The 17,407-nt window shown below is 50.2% G+C and carries 14 protein-coding genes and 1 riboswitch; of the genes, 9 read left to right on the top strand and 5 right to left on the bottom strand.

Going from position 1 to position 17,407, the window contains the following annotated elements:
- Positions 1-24 precede the first annotated feature (24 nt).
- The 3 genes from AC1VOR_RS12745 to AC1VOR_RS12735 form a co-directional block, all read right to left on the bottom strand.
- Positions 25-993, bottom strand: a complete 969-nt coding sequence (locus AC1VOR_RS12745) for a bile acid:sodium symporter family protein (RefSeq protein WP_482618344.1) — start codon at positions 991-993, stop codon at positions 25-27.
- A 21-nt stretch (positions 994-1,014) separates the two neighbouring features.
- On the bottom strand, positions 1,015-2,325 hold the full coding sequence (locus AC1VOR_RS12740; protein ID WP_482618343.1) for a glutamate-1-semialdehyde 2,1-aminomutase: 1,311 nt from the start codon (positions 2,323-2,325) through the stop codon (positions 1,015-1,017).
- An 87-nt stretch (positions 2,326-2,412) separates the two neighbouring features.
- A complete protein-coding gene (locus AC1VOR_RS12735) occupies positions 2,413-3,489 on the bottom strand; it encodes an LCP family protein (protein WP_482618342.1) in 1,077 nt (358 codons plus the stop codon).
- Between the two features lie 129 nt (positions 3,490-3,618).
- Here AC1VOR_RS12735 and bcp point away from each other — a divergent pair, with 129 nt between their 5' ends.
- The 6 genes from bcp to guaA all read left to right on the top strand — a co-directional run bounded on the left by bcp (position 3,619) and on the right by guaA (position 11,939).
- Positions 3,619-4,104 (top strand): thioredoxin-dependent thiol peroxidase, encoded by a 486-nt coding sequence (gene bcp, locus AC1VOR_RS12730; RefSeq protein WP_482618341.1) that lies wholly within the window; start codon positions 3,619-3,621, stop codon positions 4,102-4,104.
- 148 nt (positions 4,105-4,252) lie between these two features.
- On the top strand, positions 4,253-5,626 hold the full coding sequence (locus tag AC1VOR_RS12725) for a polysaccharide deacetylase family protein (protein ID WP_482618340.1): 1,374 nt from the start codon (positions 4,253-4,255) through the stop codon (positions 5,624-5,626).
- Between the two features lie 143 nt (positions 5,627-5,769).
- Complete coding sequence (locus AC1VOR_RS12720; protein WP_482618339.1) at positions 5,770-6,738, top strand: AAA family ATPase; 969 nt, start codon at positions 5,770-5,772, stop codon at positions 6,736-6,738.
- Positions 6,735-7,973 (top strand): DUF58 domain-containing protein, encoded by a 1,239-nt coding sequence (locus AC1VOR_RS12715; protein ID WP_482618338.1) that lies wholly within the window; start codon positions 6,735-6,737, stop codon positions 7,971-7,973. The genes AC1VOR_RS12720 and AC1VOR_RS12715 overlap by 4 nt, the downstream gene beginning before the upstream one ends.
- Complete coding sequence (locus AC1VOR_RS12710) at positions 7,960-10,311, top strand: transglutaminase-like domain-containing protein (protein ID WP_482618337.1); 2,352 nt, start codon at positions 7,960-7,962, stop codon at positions 10,309-10,311. Before AC1VOR_RS12715 ends, AC1VOR_RS12710 begins: the two co-directional genes overlap by 14 nt.
- An 89-nt stretch (positions 10,312-10,400) precedes the next feature.
- The gene (gene guaA, locus AC1VOR_RS12705; protein WP_482618336.1) at positions 10,401-11,939 is read left to right on the top strand and encodes a glutamine-hydrolyzing GMP synthase; all 1,539 of its coding nucleotides are present in this window, start codon (positions 10,401-10,403) and stop codon (positions 11,937-11,939) included.
- Positions 11,940-12,006: 67 nt separating this feature from the next.
- Here the strand turns inward: guaA and AC1VOR_RS12700 are convergent, their stop codons facing one another.
- On the bottom strand, positions 12,007-12,465 hold the full coding sequence (locus AC1VOR_RS12700; RefSeq protein ID WP_482618335.1) for an AraC family transcriptional regulator: 459 nt from the start codon (positions 12,463-12,465) through the stop codon (positions 12,007-12,009).
- A 234-nt stretch (positions 12,466-12,699) separates the two neighbouring features.
- Here AC1VOR_RS12700 and AC1VOR_RS12695 point away from each other — a divergent pair, with 234 nt between their 5' ends.
- The 3 genes from AC1VOR_RS12695 to AC1VOR_RS12685 all read left to right on the top strand — a co-directional run bounded on the left by AC1VOR_RS12695 (position 12,700) and on the right by AC1VOR_RS12685 (position 16,321).
- Positions 12,700-13,263 (top strand): LOG family protein, encoded by a 564-nt coding sequence (locus AC1VOR_RS12695; RefSeq protein ID WP_482618334.1) that lies wholly within the window; start codon positions 12,700-12,702, stop codon positions 13,261-13,263.
- Positions 13,264-13,274: 11 nt separating this feature from the next.
- A complete protein-coding gene (locus AC1VOR_RS12690; protein ID WP_482618333.1) occupies positions 13,275-14,510 on the top strand; it encodes a mechanosensitive ion channel family protein in 1,236 nt (411 codons plus the stop codon).
- 141 nt (positions 14,511-14,651) lie between these two features.
- Positions 14,652-14,752, top strand: a riboswitch (purine riboswitch).
- A 168-nt stretch (positions 14,753-14,920) separates the two neighbouring features.
- Positions 14,921-16,321: an NCS2 family permease gene (locus tag AC1VOR_RS12685; protein WP_482618332.1), complete on the top strand. Its 1,401-nt coding sequence runs from the start codon at positions 14,921-14,923 to the stop codon at positions 16,319-16,321.
- 121 nt (positions 16,322-16,442) lie between these two features.
- On the opposite strand, the gene AC1VOR_RS12680 is transcribed toward AC1VOR_RS12685, so the two are convergent.
- Positions 16,443-16,862, bottom strand: a complete 420-nt coding sequence (locus tag AC1VOR_RS12680) for an organic hydroperoxide resistance protein (RefSeq protein WP_482618331.1) — start codon at positions 16,860-16,862, stop codon at positions 16,443-16,445.
- Positions 16,863-17,407 lie beyond the last annotated feature (545 nt).

Below are 17,407 nucleotides of genomic sequence, written 5' to 3'. Positions count from 1 at the left end.
CATAGTGCCTGGCGGAGCTTGGGCTTACGCAGCAGAAGCCGTGTCGGTCTGATGATGCCCGCGATTTTGACGTCCAAGCACCAGGCCGATCAGCGAGGCTGTCAACTGCTGGAATACCATACCCAGCACAACCGGAACAGCCACCGGCGCAGGGAAATAGGTCACGGCCAGCACTGCGCCCGCGCTAATGTTGCGCATACCGCCATTGAAGACCAGAGCGACCTTATCCGACTGGTTAAGCCTGGTCAGCCGGGACAAGCCGAAGCCCAGTAGATAGCCTACCAGCGCCAATGCGATGATGACGGCGGCCAGTCCAAGCAGCTTGGGACTGAAGTCGCTCAGATACGGCGCGACCACCGCACCATTGATGGCCACTACGCAGGCCATCCCTAGCTTGGAGAAGGGATTAAGCCACGGTCCCCAGGATAATATGATCTTTCCTTTGCTCCATTCGTTGAGCAGCATCCCCAGCAGGGAAGGGGCGACAATCATCCAGAACAAGCTGCCGATCATCGACAAGGCATCCAGGCGAACGCTGGCACCGACCAGTAAGGATAGTACCCCGGGCACGATGAAGGGAGCCAGAAGCGTATCAATCAGGATAATTGATAAGGTCAAAGCGATGTTTCCTTTGTAAATACTCACCCAGACAAAAGTGCTGATCCCGGTAGGTATGACGGCTGCAAGCACAAATCCGGTCAGCATATAAGCGTCTCCAGGGAACAACAGGTGGCTTACCGTCATGGCTAGCACGGGCATGGCCAGATGTAAAATGAACAGGCAGAGCATCAAGGGGAGTGGCTTTTTGAGCACGTTCAGAAAGTCCCTGAAGCTCAGGCTAATGCTGCCGGCAAAGGTCATAAAGGCAAATAACCACGGAGATAGATAAGTGTAGGAGGCCAGACTGCTCCCGCAAAGGATGCCCACGAGAATGCCGGTAGGTGTAATTAAGGGCATTAACTTGTTTAATTTGCGGTTGAGTTCAATGAGCACAGGTATGGCCTCCTCTCCAATTTATTGCGAAATTTCTTCAAATGCAGCATCGGCTGCTTCCAGGGTGAAATCGATATCGGTATCCGTATGCGCCGTGGTCAGGAACCAGGCTTCATATTTGGATGGTGCCAGATTCACGCCCCTATTCAGCATCGCCCGGAAGAAGGCGGCAAAAGCTTCACCGTCAGTATCCTGCGCTTCCTCATAGTCCGTGACCGGATGATCGCAGAAATGAGTGGAGAACGAGCCACGAATACGGTTGATTGTCAGGGGTACGTTGTGGCGACGGGCTGACTCAGCCAAGCCGTCCGTCAGCTTGATGGTTAGTCGGTCCATCTCCTCATAAACGCCAGCGCCTTGGAGAACCTCCAGGCAGGCAATCCCTGCAGAGATGGAAGCAGGGTTACCTGCCATCGTACCCGCCTGATAGGCTGGACCGAGTGGAGCTACCTGCTCCATGACTTCCTTGCTGCCGCCGTAGGCACCAATCGGCAGGCCTCCGCCGATGATCTTGCCAAGCGCGGTCAAGTCTGGCCGGATGGCTTCATGATTTTGCAGCCCGTCAAAGGTTTGCGCAGAGCCGTAATGGAAGCGGAAGGCGGTAATCACCTCGTCATAGATGACGAGAGCACCATGCTGCCGTGCCAGACGGCAGAGGTCTTCCAGAAATCCCGGCTTAGGCATGACCATGCCGAAGTTGCCAACGATCGGCTCGACCATAACTGCCGCAACATCGTCGCCCCATTTCTCAAGTGCCTCCTGCAAGGCTTCCGTTTGATTGAACGGCACGGTAATGACTTCGTGAGCAATACTGGTTGGAATCCCCGCACTGTCGGGAATGCCTAGCGTGGATGGGCCAGAGCCTGCCGCCACCAGCACCAGATCGGAGTGACCGTGGTAGCAACCGGCAAATTTGATGATCTTGTTCCGCTTCGTATAAGCACGGGCGACGCGAATGGTTGTCATGACGGCTTCGGTGCCAGAATTGACAAATCGCACCTTATCCATGGACGGAATGGCTTCCTTCAACATACGCGCCATGCGAATTTCCAACTCTGTAGGTGTACCGTACAAGGTGCCGTTTGCCGCAGCCTCCTGAATGGCCTGGGTTACGTGCGGATGGGCATGACCGGTAATGATTGGGCCGTAAGCAGCCAAGTAGTCAACGTAACGGTTGCCGTCCACATCCCAGAAATGGGCTCCTTCGGCTTTCTTCATAAAAACAGGCGCCCCGCCACCAACCGCTTTGAAAGAGCGGGAGGGACTGTTGACGCCTCCTACGATATGTTGAAGTGCTTCTTCATACAGTCGTTCTGATTGCAATCGCTTCATGCTTCATGACTTCCTTTCCAGAAAAATAAAGTTTGAAAGAGAAAATGTTCTTGCGGAGTGGTATTAACGCAAAAAAACTTCCCCCGGTCATGGACCGGAGGACCCTTCACTGCTCACGCTGCCGTTGCCCGAGCCGCCATTATTGCTACTGTTTGTCTCGCTATCTGTACCGTTGCCAGATGCGCCCTCGCTATCCGTCCCGGTTTCTTCGATTTTATTAAATACGTCCTGTACGTATTGCTTCAAGCCTTCCTCACTCCGTACGCCAAGCACGGACGAGCCGCCTACGGTCTTCTCCTCCAGCAATTCCATCGGAGGAATCTGCTCACTCGCCACCATCTGGCTGTCGTAGCCAACGGTTGCCAGCTTCCACATATCCTGAATGGATAGATTGGTGTCGATATAAGGATTAATTTTCTCCAGGATAGAAGGGAGCTTCATGATGGATGTGGTCGACTTCATCTTGTCTGCCACCGCCTTCAGGAAATTCCGTTGCCGCTCGGTTCGCGTATAGTCAGACATGGCATCATGGCGAAACCGTACATATTGCAGGGCGGTGTCCCCATCCAGATGCTGCTGTCCTTTCTTGAGATCAATGTCAAATTCGTGATTGTCCGCCTTACTGGTATAACGCATATCCTTCTCTACGTAAAACTCAACGCCGCCCACGGCATCCACCAGCTCGATAAATCCCTGAAAATCGGTATATACGTAATATTGGACGGAAATGCCGAGCAGATCAGACACGGCCTTCATCGCGGTGTTAGGACCATGCGTAATCGCCGTATTAATGCGGTCCGTGCCATACTCCGGTATCTTGGTGTACGTATCGCGCAGGATGGAGAACAGATAGGCTTTCTTGCTCACGGGGTCAAGAGAAGCAACCAGCATTGTATCAGAGCGGGGAATCTCCCCTTTTCTGAGCCCACGGGCATCCACACCCATCAGCAAAATATTAACGCGTTCCGTGCCTTCCCATTTGGGCGGTTCAGGAACCTTCGTTTCCGTCGGAGGTACGTTATAGAATGGAGATTGCTCCCCTTCTTTTTGAAAATTATCCACCTGATTATAGACCGCAGTAAAGAAATAAGCAGCAAAGCCGGCCACGGCAACCAGGACTCCGATTACGGACCAGAGGATGATTCGTTTTGTGCGTTTCGTCATTAGGTTCGTTCCTTTCGCAGAAGGCGATAAATTCGGTTATCATATAGATATACTACACAACATTACATTATAATTTCTTTTAGGGCTACAATCAATTTTAGCTTCATTTCGTTGAAGGAGGAATAAATTATGTCGGAACAAGCAGAGTTGGCCAGATTGGACGAGCCGGTCCCGGATTTTCGTCTTCCCGCCAGCGGAGGAGTCGAAGTCTCGCTATCTGAATTTCGTGGCCGCAAGGTGGTCATTTATTTCTATCCCAAGGATATGACACCAGGATGTACGCAGGAGGCTTGCGATTTCCGCGATCTTCAGCAAGTATTTGGTGAGCATGGCGCAGCAGTCCTGGGCATTAGCGGGGACACGGTCGCCTCGCATGATAAATTCATTCAGAAAAAGGAGCTTAACTTTCCGTTATTGTCGGATGAAGATCATGAGGTGAGCCGCATGTTTGGGGTTTGGCAGCTTAAGAAGCTATATGGACGCGAATATGAGGGAATCGTGCGCTCCACCTTCCTGATTGATGAGGAGGGCAAGCTCATTCGCGAATGGCGTGGAGTGAAGGTCAAGGGGCATGTGGAGGAAGTACTGGCTGCTATTCAGGAGACGACAAAATAGAGAACAGGCAAGAAAGGGCGATGTCCGGAGGAATCCGGCATCGCTCTTTTTTTTGAGTCTATTTATTTGTCTAGCTTCATACAATCTACCAGAACGCAACTGAATTCATATAATAACCATTAACTTGAATGGCGGAGGTAGAGGGTAAATGAAACAAAAATGGATTTCCAAACGATGGTTCGCAGGCATGATCGCAATAGTGTTAGGCAGCATGATTATGCTTCATATGCCGTTCCCGCCAAGTCTTGGGGAGGTGGTTCTTCCTGAGGCCAAGGCCCATGAGACAGAGAATACCCCACCCGCTAAGCCATCTATAGATACAACAATTAAGGAAGTACACGCTGATTCGATTCAGGCAACCGAGGAGGCCGACTCCGTCCCTGTCCCGGAAGTAAAACCTGCGCCGGTGTCCTTGAGTGCCGCCAAGCCGAAGGCAGTGAAAGAGACCAGGAAGGCCGAACCTGATAAAATCGTATATTTGACCTTTGATGACGGGCCCAGTCCGCTCACGGATCAGGTGCTCGAAATTTTGCAAGAGGAAAAGGTGAAGGCTACCTTCTTCGTGCTTGGGGAGCAGGCTAAGGGTTCCCCGGAAATCATTACACGTATTGTGGATGGGGGACATGCTCTAGGCAATCACACGTATGATCATAAATACGATGTGCTATACGCCAGCTTCGGCCACTTTTGGAAGCAGATTAAGGCGACCGAGGAGGTGCTGCGAGAAATTACTGGCACGCGGACTTCGCTGGTGCGAGCACCCGGGGGCACGTATGGCCATTTCGATCAGACCTATTTCGATCTGCTGGAGCAGGGAGGGTATACCGTCTTTGATTGGAACGTGGACAGTGGCGATTCCAAGCGCAAGGGTGTGCCTGCGACTGAAATCGTGAATAACGTTAAGGGGTCCAGGCTTCAGAATAAGATGATCGTCTTGCTGCACGATGGGAAGGGGCACGCCGAATCGGTCAAGGCGCTTCCGGAAATTATTCATTTCTATAAGAAACAAGGTTACGTCTTTCGTACGTTATCGTCTGAACAACCCGCTGTTCACTTTGCCGTCTCTCCGGCAATGAAGGACAAGGCGCGACTCCAGCCCTCCAAGGACTGGGTAGCGGCTAATGTATCGCCTAACTCTGCTTTGTTTGGTCCGGCCTTACCGCTTAAGGTTGAGGCTGGAGGGGTTCAGACCAAGCTGGCTGCCGGAGAATACGAATTGGTGAAGCAACAATATTGGGTGCCGGTACGCTCCGCCATGGAGCAGCTAGGTGCGGAAGTTCGTTGGAACGGGAAAGAGCAGAGCGCGGTAATTAAATGGGGGGATGCTTCTGTTACGCTGGATGTGAAGGAGGGCGTGCTGACAAATGAGCGGGACGGAGTGACCTTCGTGACGAAAATCGCTGGCGTGGAACGGAAAAATGATACGTTGTGGATTCCTTTGCGACCTTTGCTGCAAGCTCTGGGGCATCCGGTCATTCAGGCGTCTTCCACGATAGACGAACATTGGGTTAAAGCCCTTTAGTAGCCTGGGGGAGCCAGTCACCCTCCCGTTGGTAGATTTCCTGAGATCCTCTATCTTCTATGTCTATTTCCCCTAGTTTGTGGGGACACTGATTCATAGATTACCGGTACGGTAGGTACTTACTGGGATGGAGGGAGTTTACGATGAATCAGGATCACGCACAACATCTGCTAGAGCGGCTGGTTGAACGAGTGGATCGTGTGATTGTCGGAAAGAAGAAGGAAATTGAGCTGGCGGTAGTAGCGATGCTATCGGGTGGTCATATTTTGCTAGAGGATGTGCCCGGAGTAGGGAAGACTTTGCTCGCGCGTACGCTCGCGGCTTGTATTGGTGGGACGCTGGGACGTATTCAGTTCACATCTGATTTGTTGCCTTCGGATGTCACCGGGGTGAACGTCTATCATGCCAAGCATGGAGAATTCGAGTTTCGCCCAGGTCCTGTATTTGCGCATATGCTGCTCGCTGATGAGATTAACCGGGCGGCTCCGCGGACGCAGTCTGCTCTATTGGAGGCGATGGAAGAACGCAAGGTAACGGTGGATGGGGTAACCCGTTCCTTGCCGAAGCCGTTCTTGCTGCTGGCCACGCAGAATCCGCTGGAATATGAAGGGACCTACCGCTTGCCGGAGGCACAGTTGGATCGTTTCCTCATGCGGCTGGCACTCGGTTATCCCGAGCCCGAGCAGGAAATCGATATGTTGGGGCGCATGGATATGTGGACTTCAGAAGCTGCGGAGATGAAGCCAGTATTGATCCCGGAAGAAATGATCGCGATGCAGCGACAGGTTCGCAGTGTATTGGTGGATGATGCAATCAAGCGCTATATGGTTAGCGTAGCGGACGCCTCACGGCGCCATCCGCAGATCGCGCTTGGCATCAGTCCGCGTGGAACGCTGGCCTGGATGGGCGCTGCCAAGGCGATGGCTTATTATAAAGGTCGCATGTTCGTCACGCCCGATGATGTGCAGGCTGTAGCTGGGGCGGTATTGCCGCATCGACTTGTATTGAAGACGGAGGCCAAATTGACTGACCTGCGCGGGGAGCAGGCGCTTGCGGATGTGCTGGCCCGAGTCAACGTGCCTATATTTGCCCGGTTAGGGGCTTCATCATGAGATTTACAGCAGGGGCTTGGCTGATTGTTCTTGGGGCCGCAGGTTTGCTAGGAGCCTGGTATGCCTGGCGAGGCGGAGTGTCGACCTTATTTCTGCTGCTGCTAACTGGCTTCATTATGATACAGGGGACGATGCTGGCCTGGTTCGGGCCACGCCGACTGAAGGTGGAGCGAACCTGGCTTCCCGAGCATCCCCTGGCAGGCGATGAGATCAGAATGAATATAATGATAAGCTGCGAGGGTGGTCTGCCACCGCTCTGGCTTCAGGTCGAAGACGAATTGCTTGCTCATACTGGAGGGGAAAACACGGCTGGTCCTGGTTCGAAAATTTTCCTATCTGGATTCCGCCGGAACTATCAGGCGGAGTATACAATGCCCGGCTTGCCCCGAGGCATATATAAGGAAACAATATTACGGCTTAGCTGGGGTGATCCCTTCGGTTGGTTCAAGCGCAGCCGAAGCATCGGGACAGAGACGCCGTTGGTAGTCTATCCGGCTACCTTGGTAGAAGGCCTGCCCGAGGCATCGGCTCAAGGAGGACTTGAGGAAGGCGGGGCCTTCTCTTCAAACTCTGCATTATTCTCCTCGTCACCCGGAAGGTTGAGAGCTTATATGCCGGGCGATCCACTCCGCTTCATTCATTGGAAATATTCCGCCAAGAAGGGGACATTGCTGTCCCGCATTTCCGAGGAGCAGGAGGCGGAGGCCAGTTATTTACTGCTAAGCACAAGTACAGACGATTATAGTACCAGTTCTTCTTCCGCTAGCATGGGGTCCTTTGAGACAGCCGTTTCTGCTGCTGCGTCTTGGCTTCGCCGGGAGGCGGGTGCAGGTGATATCCGCAAGGCACGGTTATGTCTTGGCTCATGGACGGGAGCTTCTCTGCCTATTCAGGCCTACGGGCTCTATGACCGTCTGAAGCCGTTAGCCGGATTACGGCTCGGGACCGGCGGGTCTGCGGAGCATTTGCTTAAGCGAGAGTGGCCGGGATTGTTAGCTCAAGGTATGGGCCTGACCGTCATTACGGGGTGTATCACCTCGGAACTGGCGGAAGGTGTGCTCCATCTCACCGAGCTTGGGATTGCGGCAGAAATTTGGTGCGCCTGCGGATTGTCCGCATCGGCTCCTTCATCCCTGTTGGCACAGAAGCTTAAGGAACGTGGGGTTGGGGTTGTGGACTTGTCTCTCTTCAAGCTGTCGCTCCAGAAGGAGGGAACTTCCTATGTCAGCGCCTGAGCCTGAACGTATGACGGCCACGGCGGGAGCGGGCGCAAGGTTGACGGTTGCTCCTGAGACTTCCCGGATTCTTCATGAAGGGCAAGCCTCTCATTCCGCCCGGATGCGTCTGGCCATTTCATTGTTATTGTTTGGTTTGTTTAGCGAGTGGCTTTATCCGCTTCAACATTTGGTTGCAGAAGGCAGCAGCCGGGCAACTACTTTATTCTTTGTTCTGACGGGGCTATTGCTGCTTATGGGTTGTTTTCGTTTACCGTCCAGAATATTTGTCGCAGGGCCACCGCTGTTGATTGCTGCTTCCATGCTTTATCTTTATGGCAGCGAGGAGGGATTGGGTTGGTTCTTTAGCTATGCCGATCTATTTCGTACGGACCTGTCCGAGTTCTTAAGCTCGGGAAGACTTTACTCTGTCAGTATGGAAAGCCGAGCGTTATTATTACTCATCGGCTGGACCTTGCTGGTGGTATCGGTACAGATGCTGGCGCTTGCCCGTCAGAGCATTTGGTTGTTCCTCGCTGCGACCTTTGTGTATCTGCTAACACTAGAAGCTGTAGCTGGCCTGGAACTTTATCTGGGAGTCATTCGTGTAGCTGCAATGGGACTGGTGCTTCAAGCCATGGCCTTTCAGCGAAGTGAATCTGCCGCCTCCAGGGGCACGGGTACGGTGACCGCCGCAGGCTTTGTGCTGGTGGGGGTTGCTGGCGCCGCTCTGCTCAGTTCTCTGCTGCCCTTGCAGCCCATAAGGACAATATCCTGGGACCAGATGGTCCGAAGTGTATCCACCTGGAGCGGTGCAGAATGGGGTGAGGGGAAAGGAAGCGTGGCAGCGTTCAGCGTGTCCGGCTATGGCTTGGACGATTCCAGGTTGGGTGCGCCATTGCAATTGCGACATGATCCTTATTTTACAGCCTTATCTCCCTACAGCACTTACTGGCGCGGAGAGAGCAAAAGTGTGTATACCGGTCGCGGCTGGGTTCAATCCTCAGATATTTCGGGAGAGGCCTTGGAATCGGCAGTCCAAGATACCCATATGGACACGATTAAACAAACCATCATGTTTGAGGAGCCCGTATCAGGAAGGGTTCCCTTACTGTCCGGGGGGCTTCCCTTCAAGCTGGAAAGGGTTATTACCGGCAATCGAAGTGCCCCTATACAGGTTCAGCCCCGTTATGATGCCCTGTCTGATTCGTTGTTCATTGAGGATGCGGCTCTGTCGGAGCAAATCTATGGTTACGAGCTAACGTCCAACATACCCCCATCTTCCAGAGCACCACTGCTGGAGGACCAGGGCCAAGATTCGTCCTATATCAGCGAGCGCTTCCTGCAACTTCCCGATTCCTTGCCCGAACGGGTAAGGGAGCTTGGTAGAAGGCTGGTGGCCGGGGCGGACAATCGGTATGAGGCTGCTACGGCTGTACAGAGACATCTGCAAGAGAATTACGAATATCAGCTTAACTCCACAGTTCCGCCAGATGGCGCTGATTTTGTTGACCATTTTTTGTTCGAGGGTGGGATAGGCTACTGTGATCACTTCTCTACGTCAATGGTTGTCTTACTGCGTAGCGGGGGGATTCCGGCTCGTTGGGTCAAGGGATTTGCACCAGGAGAACCAGCGCCAATTACCGACACGAAGGATCTTGCCACGGCAGGTGAAGGCCTGCATCGTTACACGGTCACCTATGCTGACGCGCATTCATGGGTAGAGGTGTATTTTCCAAGCTCCGGCTGGGTTCCCTTTGATCCGACTCCCGGTTTTGACGGCTTCACCGGAACGACGGGAATGGATACTAAGGCTTCATTAGATGGGCAACTCCAGGGAATCGCTAATCAACTTACTGCCCTATGGGAAATTCGAGCAGAGTTACTCAAGTTATTTACGGTTAAGCTTGCTGCTCTGGTTGCGGATTGGCGAATGACCGTAGGAACTTGGAGATTAACTCCATTTGTCACAGCGGCGTTGTTGTTGGGTTTGGGGTTTGTCCTTTTATTATGGCGGGAAGTGCCGCATTATGTTCGGCGTATACAGTCCTGGCTGGACCTGTATCCGGCAAGCCGCCAATTCCCTGGTCGCAAGGAGCTGCTGCGGGCAGCGGACCGGGTATGGACGGAGCTTGCCCGAACGCATGGGCCGAAGCCCTTCAGGATGACGGCGAGGGAGTATATGGAGTTTGTGTTTTCAAATCAAGCGGGTGCATGGGAAGATTCAGAAGGATTTGTGCAGGCCTGGGAGCGGCTTTACTATGGAAGAGAGCAGTTGAATCGCAGAGAAAGCGTGAAATTTTTGCAGCAGTGTCGTGGTTTCGTGGCAAGCTGTGGAGCAAATCTCTCCAAATCGTGATAGAAGGCTGTACGGTGGCGGCCGGACTTCCTTGACGACCTCTTTTAACCTTGCGTATAATAGGTGTCATAATTCTAGGGAGGCCAGGTATGAATAAGCCAAATGAAATGATTGTAGTGCTTGATTTCGGAGGACAATACAATCAATTGATAGCAAGAAGAATTCGCGATTTGGGCGTGTACAGTGAATTGCTGCCTTACAATACGTCAGTGGAGCGTTTGCGTGAAATTTCGCCAAAAGGAATTGTGTTCTCGGGTGGACCCTCCAGCGTTTATGCAGAGGATGCTCCCCGCATCGATCCCGGTGTATATGAGCTTGGCGTGCCGATCTTTGGCATCTGCTACGGGATGCAGCTCATGGCGCATCAGCTTGGCGGGAAGGTAGAACGTGCCGAGAAGCGGGAATATGGTAAAGCGGACGTTGATTTTACTGAAAGTTCTGCCCTGACACGCGGACTTGAAGCCAAACAGACCGTTTGGATGAGTCACGGAGATCATGTGACCTTGCTGCCAGAAGGCTTTGTCGTGGATGCTTCAACCGAGCATGCCCCGATTGCCGGGTTTGCCCATCCTGATCGGAAGATGTACGGCGTACAATTTCACCCGGAGGTTCGTCATTCCATTCACGGCAATGAGATGATTCGTAATTTCCTTTATGAGATTTGTGGCTGTGAAGGCAATTGGAGCATGGAGACATTTATTGAGGACGCGGTGCGTGATATTCGTAACCAGGTCGGCGATAGCAACGTGCTTTGTGCTTTGAGTGGCGGCGTGGATTCCTCCGTCGTGGCGATGCTGATTCACAAGGCGATCGGTGATCAATTAACCTGTATGTTCATTGACCACGGACTGCTGCGCAAGGGTGAAGCGGAGAGCGTTATGGAGACGTTCGTTGGCAAGTTTGACATGAAAGTAATCAAGATTGATGCGCGTGAACGCTTCCTGTCGAAGCTGGCAGGTGTGGATGATCCGGAGAAAAAACGGAAAATCATCGGCAACGAATTTATCTATGTATTCGATGAGGAGTCGGCCAAGTTTGACGACTTCAAATTCCTGGCCCAAGGCACGCTGTATACGGATATCGTAGAGAGCGGCACAGCTACGGCGCAGACGATTAAGTCTCACCATAACGTGGGTGGCTTGCCTGAGGATATGAAGTTTAAGCTGATCGAACCACTTAGCTCGCTGTTCAAGGACGAAGTGCGTAAGGTTGGTGAAGAGCTCGGTCTGCCGAAGGAAATCGTCTGGAGACAACCCTTCCCGGGTCCAGGACTTGCCATTCGCGTATTGGGCGAAGTCACCGAGGACAAGCTCAAGATCGTTCGGGATTCGGATTACATCCTGCGCGATGAGATTGCCAAAGCCGGTCTTGACCGTGAAATTTGGCAATACTTTACGGCCCTGCCGAACATGCGCAGCGTAGGCGTGATGGGCGATGCCCGTACTTACTCCTACACCGTAGGCATTCGCGCCGTAACCTCCATCGACGGCATGACCGCCGACTGGGCGCGTATCCCTTGGGACGTGCTGGAGAAGATTTCGGTACGTATCGTCAACGAAGTAGACAACGTCAACCGCGTGGTGTACGACATCACATCGAAGCCGCCGGCTACGATTGAGTGGGAATAGACTAGATAGTTCTATAAAATAAGGTCCTCTGCCAAAACCACTGAGAGGTGGGCAGAGGACCTTTTTATTATTTAATAGGAATGCAGATTTCACACTTATGCTGATTAATTAACTCTGGTGTATATCTTTCCAAAATAGGTCTGTTATTATCTACCGTCAGGCCTGACTGCGATATGGCATCAAACATAGTGTGCCAGGTATGTTGTATTGCTTCTGCCGTATGCTCAAGCCTGATCACGGCATAGCTACCACCCGCTACCGTTCCTGTCAGAATATTAGGATCGTCTTTAAGGATGTCAGGCACAGGTACAATAGTACCGACATCATAACGGCATTTCTCAGGTTTAACCCAAGAAGGGTTATCTTGTACAATGCCTAAAATGACGGTGTTTTCATTTAGAAGACCGTGAGTATGAGTATCTGACCATGTTTTGAATCTATCCATCAATACTTTATTCTCCGAACCATATGGCCCTACTCTTCGCATATAGGTCATTTGCATATCAGGGGATTGTTCAATTTTCATAAGGGTTACTATTCCTCTCAATGAAGTGTACCGGTACCTGCCATCATCTTATGTTGCATTAAAATGAAATACAATCCCCTATTTAAATAACTCAGTTTTCGCACCTGGAAAATCGACGTATACTCTTAAAATTTAACCCATTGTTGATATTGAGTAATGTTCACCATTTCTAACCCCCGGTATATTTAATATAATATAATGATAGCATAGACAGAATGGAGTGTTATTGAGATCATGCAGGTTACAGTTTATTGCGGGGCAGCTCTTGGACATGATGAGAAGTACCAACGAATAGCCAAGGAATTGGCAGAGTGGATTGCAGGAGAAGGACATGTACTGGTTTACGGTGGGGGAAATGTTGGCTTGATGGGAATGCTTGCAGATCACGTTTTAGCTCATGGAGGACAAGTCATAGGTGTGATGCCGGAGTTCCTGGTAGGGAGAGAATTGGCTCATCCGGGACTCACGCGTCTTGAGATTGTACACACCATGCACGAACGGAAAATGAAAATGATTGAATTTGGCGATGTATATATTGCGCTTCCGGGGGGCCCCGGTACATTGGAGGAAATCACGGAAGTTATCTCCTGGGGAAGAATCGGTCAGCATACTCATCCCTGTATTTTTATGAATCAGACCGGGTTTTACGAGGATTTAAAGCAGCAGTATACAAAGATGGTGCAAGAAGGATTTTTAACTCATGCAGACTTCGAGAAGATTTTGTTCGCAGAGGATATAGGGGAGATTGAGCCATTTATTGAAACTTATACGCCGTGCGCTGTGCGTGAGTATAAATAAAGGAGATAACTATGGAATTCATCCAGAATTGGCTTGCACAGATGGGAGTTGCTGATGAGTTAGTTGGCGGCTTGGCCACTGCTATTGGCATCGTGGGAATTATCATTTTAAGCATGGTTGCGCATTTTGTGGCCAAAGGTATTATTTTGAAAGTGATTACTTATTCCATTCGCAGCAACCGCATCAAGTGGGATAACTATATACTGGAACGCAAGGTGTTTCATAAATTGGTACATGTGGTTCCGGCCATCATTATTTATTATGCGGCTTCTCTGTTCCCGGCCTACCAGCCACTTATAGTGAAGGGCGTTGTTCTGTATATTATCGTGATATCGTTGATGGTCGTGAATGCGTTCCTGAACGCCGTTCATGATATTTATGCCACCTATGAAATTGCCAAGGCTCGTCCGATTCGCGGTTATATTCAAGTGGCGAAGATTTTTGTGTTCATCGTTGGTGGCATTCTGTTGATCTCGACCATGATTGGACAAAGTCCGGTTATCTTGCTTAGCGGCATCGGGGCTTTGTCAGCTATCATCATGCTGATCTTCAAGGACTCCATTCTGGGGCTTGTTGCCGGAGTCCAGCTCACCTCCAACGACATGGTACGCGTGGGCGACTGGATTGAGATGCCGAAGTATGGGGCAGACGGGGATATCGTCGATATTTCCTTGAACACGGTGAAGGTACAGAACTTTGATAAGACCATTACGACGATTCCGACGTATGCGCTGATCTCGGACTCCTTCAAGAACTGGAGAGGGATGCAAAGCTCTGGCGGACGGAGAATCAAACGGTCAATCTTCGTGGATACTAGCAGTATTGTCTTCGTAGGACCGGAGATGCTGGACAAATTCAAGAAGATTCATTATTTGCGGGATTATATTGCTCAAAAAGAGACCGATATCGAGCAGTACAATTTGGAGCATCAAATGGACCGTTCAGTCAAAGTAAATGGCCGGGCTATGACGAATATTGGCATCTTCCGTGCCTATATCCTGCGCTATCTTCAGCATCACCCAAGCATCCACCAGAACATGACCTGTATCGTTAGGCAGTTGCAGCCGACGGAAACCGGAATTCCGCTGGAGATCTACGCCTTTGTCAACGATATTAACTGGGCTGTTTATGAAGAGGTACAATCGGATATTTTTGACCATATTTTTGCCGTAGCGCCGGAATTTGGTCTAAGAATCTTCCAGAACCCGACGGGATACGATTTGCAGCATCTGCTCAAGAACGAGTAATTCATGACATATTTGTCTAGATGTCGAACGTTAAAGTGTAAAACCTTGTTGAATATTCGTTTTTTCTGTTGACATCTCCAGCGTGTCCGCCTAGAATGAATCATGTGATAAGCCTTCATTGCAGGGCTTTCGAGGATATCGACAAAGAAAATTTAATCCTTTCGTATAATTCCGGGAATAGGCCCGGAAGTCTCTACGAGGTCACCGTAAATGATCTGGCTACGAAAAGAGGAACCGCTGGGTTTGGCCGCTCCGATGACGTGTCGTTACGTGAATTTTTCGGGATGGTGCTGGACTTCCACCAAGGCTTTATGCTTTTGGAGCGATTCTTCTGGATGTACGGAACCCGGGGGAGAACACCTCGGCTTTTTGTCGTTGTCCGACTCATCATAAGGGGGAGTATTTTAATCATGGATCGGTTTTTTAAACTGAAACAGAATGGTACAACGGTGCGTACGGAGATTATGGCCGGCTTGACTACATTTATGGCTATGGCCTACATCCTGACAGTCAACCCGAATACGCTGACCGCTTTTGGTCAAATCGACATGGGCTGGTATTCTGTATTTCTGGCAACGGCTCTTGCCGCCGGGATCTTCACCATCGCCATGGGGCTGTTCATTAACTTTCCTGTAGCGCTCGCACCAGGCATGGGGTTGAACGCCTATTTTGCCTCCGTGGTTCTTTCATCAGCATCAACAGATCATCCTTTTACTTGGGAGATGGGTTTGACCGCTGTCTTTATCTCCGGTCTGATCTTCATTCTCTTGACTGTGACCAAGATTCGTCAAATGCTGCTGGATGCCATTCCGGATTCGCTGAAGCATGCGATTACGGTCGGGATCGGTTTGTTTATTACGATTATTGGCCTGAAGAACAGTGGCCTCATGACAGTTGGCGTAGAAGCGGGCAGCGACATCCCTGCGCATACGTTCACAGATGTGCTTTCCTTTGAAACCGTGATTCACCTGGGAAGTCTGCATAATACAGATGTACAGCTTGCCTTGATCGGTCTGCTCCTGATCGGCATTCTGATGGTTCTGAACGTGCGTGGTGCAATTTTGCTAGGTATTGTCGGAACAACGATTGCAGCTATCCTGATGGGTGCGGTTGATTTTAACTCGGTATCGGCTAGCGAAGCCAAATGGATTCCAGATTTCACTCAAATCAACTTTATGAAGTTTGACTGGGAAGGTATTCTGCATACCGGGATTATCTCAGCCATCGCTACGTTTACATTCGTTGAATTGTTCGATACTTTCGGTACTTTGGTGGGTACAGCTACTCGCGCGGGTATCATGAAGGACCCACAAGAGGGCAAGAAACGCGTAGGTAAAGCGATGCTGGTTGACGCCGTTGCTGTAACGGGCGGCGCTATGTTGGGAACCTCAACTACGACCGCGTATGTAGAGAGCGCAGCGGGGGTTGCCGAAGGTGGACGTACTGGTTTGACCGCAGTAACCACAGGGGTGTGCTTCCTGCTTGCCTTGTTCCTGGCTCCAGTAATTGCTTTGATTCCAGGCTCAGCTACAGCAGCAGCTTTGATTATCGTAGGTGTGCTGATGGTTCAATCCATCAAGGAAATTGACTTCCAGGACATGGTCGTTGCGATTCCTGCCTTCTTGACCGTAACAATGATGCCTTTCACTTACAACATCGCTAACGGGATTTCGTTCGGGGTTGTATTCTATGTAGTTCTGGCGTTCGTCGCCAACCTGTTCGGCAAGAAGAAATACGATATTCACTGGTTGATGTGGGTTCTGTTTGTTCTGATTATTCTGCGCTACGTGTTCCTTGGAAGCGCAGGCTAATATACTGTATAGTGTTATAGCAACTTTATTGGCTTAAGTCCTTAACGCCAAGTAACTCCCCTTTCTCCGCAGACGGGTTCACCTGCTGCTGGAAAGGGGAGTTTTTGTGTTGTGGGTATATTTAAGCGACTGTAACGGTTACGTTGACGTTACCGCTAATCGCTTTTGAGTATGGGCAATAGTCGTGGGCAAGCTTAACATATTTATTTGCTGTTTCATCATCTAAACCATCAATTTTAACTTCTAGTTCAACTTCAAGCTTAACTCCATTATCGGCGGGGTCCGTTTTTAGCATGACTGTGGCAGTAACAGAGCTTTTTTCGATTTTGACATTATTTCTTTTTAATTGAGCTTCAAGTGCTGAATTAAAGCAGGCGCTGTAACCTGCTGCAAATAGCTGTTCAGGGTTGGTGGCTGTCGTCGGTTTACCACCAAGCTCTGGTGGTGTGGCTACCTCAAGCATAAATGTAGAGTCTGGAGACTGCACAACACCTGAGCGCCCACCTGTATTATTAACCGTTGTTTCATATAATGTTTTCATAAGTTATCTCCTTTTTAATAGGTTTTTAAATCTTATAAATTGTTAACAATTAAATTGTATACAATTTATATTGAAATGTAAAGGACTGATTGAAAACAGTCACTCTGTTTAAATAACTTATCCGTTTTTTCAGTATATATACCCTTTGCTTATATGAAGTAAATAAATAAAGCACTTACTCAACCGTTTTTGAAAGTCATCAGTCTGTTCTCTCCTAGCTATATGCCTCGGTAGTCGGATCTACCATTATGGGAGGAGGTCATGGTCAATCAGGGACAAGTTCAGCGGTGTATTCATTTATTCCTGAGAGTGGAAATAGCCGTCCAAGCCCTATTCCTGCAACCGGAATATTGTTGGTAACAGGCCTGTTTGCTTGGTATATATCTTTTTTGAAAAAAACTCTTGCATTTATATTGAGCAGTTGATATTATATAGAAGTTGCCGCTGAAACACGGCGGTCGACACGAAGATAAGTTGATCTTTGAAAACTGAACAACGAGTGAGTAAGAAATACAGAGAATGAAAGTTCTCGTCAGCAAGTTTAA

The sequence above is a fragment of the Paenibacillus sp. 1SOY10 genome (assembly GCF_056836745.1).
This window is presented reverse-complemented; position numbering and strand designations above follow the sequence as displayed.

Bases quoted from the DNA above. Each gene is read 5' to 3' on its own strand.
- guaA (WP_482618336.1), top strand. From the start codon at position 10,401: ATGAATAAGCCAAATGAAATGATTGTAGTGCTTGATTTCGGAGGACAA.
- AC1VOR_RS12735 (WP_482618342.1), bottom strand. From the start codon at position 3,489: ATGACGAAACGCACAAAACGAATCATCCTCTGGTCCGTAATCGGAGTC.
- bcp (WP_482618341.1), top strand. From the start codon at position 3,619: ATGTCGGAACAAGCAGAGTTGGCCAGATTGGACGAGCCGGTCCCGGAT.
- AC1VOR_RS12725 (WP_482618340.1), top strand. From the start codon at position 4,253: ATGAAACAAAAATGGATTTCCAAACGATGGTTCGCAGGCATGATCGCA.
- AC1VOR_RS12720 (WP_482618339.1), top strand. From the start codon at position 5,770: ATGAATCAGGATCACGCACAACATCTGCTAGAGCGGCTGGTTGAACGA.
- AC1VOR_RS12715 (WP_482618338.1), top strand. From the start codon at position 6,735: ATGAGATTTACAGCAGGGGCTTGGCTGATTGTTCTTGGGGCCGCAGGT.
- AC1VOR_RS12700 (WP_482618335.1), bottom strand. From the start codon at position 12,465: ATGAAAATTGAACAATCCCCTGATATGCAAATGACCTATATGCGAAGA.
- AC1VOR_RS12695 (WP_482618334.1), top strand. From the start codon at position 12,700: ATGCAGGTTACAGTTTATTGCGGGGCAGCTCTTGGACATGATGAGAAG.
- AC1VOR_RS12690 (WP_482618333.1), top strand. From the start codon at position 13,275: ATGGAATTCATCCAGAATTGGCTTGCACAGATGGGAGTTGCTGATGAG.
- AC1VOR_RS12680 (WP_482618331.1), bottom strand. From the start codon at position 16,862: ATGAAAACATTATATGAAACAACGGTTAATAATACAGGTGGGCGCTCA.
- AC1VOR_RS12685 (WP_482618332.1), top strand. From the start codon at position 14,921: ATGGATCGGTTTTTTAAACTGAAACAGAATGGTACAACGGTGCGTACG.
- AC1VOR_RS12740 (WP_482618343.1), bottom strand. From the start codon at position 2,325: ATGAAGCGATTGCAATCAGAACGACTGTATGAAGAAGCACTTCAACAT.
- AC1VOR_RS12710 (WP_482618337.1), top strand. From the start codon at position 7,960: ATGTCAGCGCCTGAGCCTGAACGTATGACGGCCACGGCGGGAGCGGGC.